This is a genomic window from Moorena sp. SIO4E2 (assembly GCF_010671945.1).
In the GTDB taxonomy this organism is placed as follows: Bacteria; Cyanobacteriota; Cyanobacteriia; order Cyanobacteriales; family Coleofasciculaceae; genus Moorena; species Moorena producens.
Map to the genome: position 1 here is coordinate 1 of NZ_JAAHIE010000952.1, position 2,121 is coordinate 2,121.

A 2,121-nucleotide genomic window follows, 5' to 3' on the forward strand; every position below is an offset into this window, starting at 1 on the left:
TTATTACCCATTACCTATTACCTATTACCTATTACCTATTACCTATTACCTATTACCTATTCCCCATTACCTATTACCTATTACCTATTACCTATTACCTATTACCTATCTCCAAGGGTATCTCGGATTTATCTCGATGAATTAGCCGAGACCCCTGCACCATCAGTAGGTATAGCTACAGTACAGCTAATTGTAACCGAGGAAGATTCTGCAATCTCACTTGCTCAAGACTTGATTCAACGAACCACTGAGGAGGTAGACAATGAACGACAAAAGCGAGAACTTCTACAATTAATAGAGACCATACTGGTGTATAAGTTACCACTACTCAGTCGCACGGAGATCGAAGCGATGTTTAGCTTAAGTGATTTACGGCAAACCAAAGTTTATCAGGAGGCTTTAGCAGAAGGCATACAAGCAGGTAGGCTTGAAGGTATACAAGCAGGGAGACTTGAAGGTATACAAGCAGGGAGACTTGAAGGTATAATTCAAGGCAAATTAGAGTCCATACCTCGGTTGTTAGCTTTGGGGTTAACCGTAGAACAAGTTGCCCAAGCTTTAGAATTAGAGGTTGAACAAGTTACAAAGGTGATCCAGCAGTCTTCTGATAGTTGATATATTTAGGTAATAGGTAATGGGTAATAGGTAATGGCGGGTTACCCATTACCATTACTATAGGTATAGTTAAATAATGACATTAATGTGAAAACCGACACCATATTCTATCGCCTGTTCCAATCGTTTCCCAGCATCTTCTTTGAATTAATTAACCATTCCCCTACAGAAGCACAAGCTTATCAATTCGCCTCTGTGGAAGTTAAACAACTAGCTTTTAGAATTGATGGAGTATTCCTGCCGACAACTACCACAGCCCAATCACCGATTTATTTTGTAGAAGTCCAATTTCAGAGGGACTCTGAATTTTACTCCCGCTTTTTTACCGAAATTTTCATATACTTAAACAAAAACAAAATCAGCAATGATTGGCGTGGTGTGGTGATTTACCCGAGCCGCAATGTGGATAAAGGAGCAACTCAACAATATCAAGAATTACTGGATTCTCCAAGGGTATCTCGGATTTATCTCGATGAATTAGCCGAGACCCCTGCACCATCAGTAGGTATAGCTACAGTACAGCTAATTGTAACCGAGGAAGATTCTGCGATCTCACTTGCTCAAGACTTGATTCAACGAACCACTGAGGAGATAGACAATGAAAGACAAAAGCGAGAACTTCTACAATTAATAGAGACCATACTGGTGTATAAGTTACCCAAACTCAGTCGCACGGAGATCGAAGCCATGTTTAGCTTAAGTGATTTACGGCAAACCAAAGTTTATCAGGAGGCAAAAGCAGAAGGCAGACTTGAAGGCATACAAGAAGGCATACAAGAAGGTGAAATTCAAGGCAAATTAAAGTCTATACCTCGGTTGTTAGCGTTGGGGTTAACCGTAGAACAAGTTGCCCAAGCTTTAGAATTAGAGGTAAAACTTGTCAAACAGGTGCTCGAGCAGTCAACGGATCCCTGATACAACAAGCATACCATAGTTAGGTAATAGGTAGTGGGTAATAGGTAATAGGTAATAGGTAATAGGTTATGGGAGTTAGGCAGCAGTTTTTGAGGTCTGATTCTGTCTGATTTGACTAACAACCGCCTCTAGTAAGTAGGGTGGGCATTGCTCAGGTGAATTCCGGCAGGATTTGGGGTGGGAAACCGGCAATGCCCACCCTACAACAAAATACTTGCTATTACCTATTACTTAATTCTACTTGGCGGTGCGTTACGGTACGGGCTATCCCAACATTGGCGCTCGGTGTTGAAAATTAGGGCAAGCCCGCCCCTAACGCACCCTACGCACTAAATTCTCTATTACCTATTACCCATTACCTATTACCCATTACCTATTACCTATTACCTATTACCTATTACCTATTACCTATTACCTATTACCTATTACCCATTACCCATTACCCATTACCTATTACCGATTACCTATTACCGATTACCTATTACCCATTACCTATTACCTATTACCGATTACCTATTACCTATTACCTATTCCCGATTACCGATTACCTATTACCTATTACCTATTACCTATTACCCATTACCCATTACC

At 40.7% G+C, this 2,121-nt stretch carries 2 protein-coding genes; both read left to right on the forward strand.

Annotated elements, in window-relative coordinates; all coding sequences use genetic code 11:
* Window positions 1-615, forward strand: a 615-nt coding sequence (locus F6K37_RS39340) for an Rpn family recombination-promoting nuclease/putative transposase (RefSeq protein ID WP_287256671.1), incomplete at its 5' end; no start/stop codon positions are given.
* A gap of 87 nt (window positions 616-702) precedes the next feature.
* The gene (locus F6K37_RS39345; RefSeq protein WP_287256673.1) at window positions 703-1,530 is read left to right on the forward strand and encodes an Rpn family recombination-promoting nuclease/putative transposase; all 828 of its coding nucleotides are present in this window, start codon (window positions 703-705) and stop codon (window positions 1,528-1,530) included.
* Window positions 1,531-2,121 lie beyond the last annotated feature (591 nt).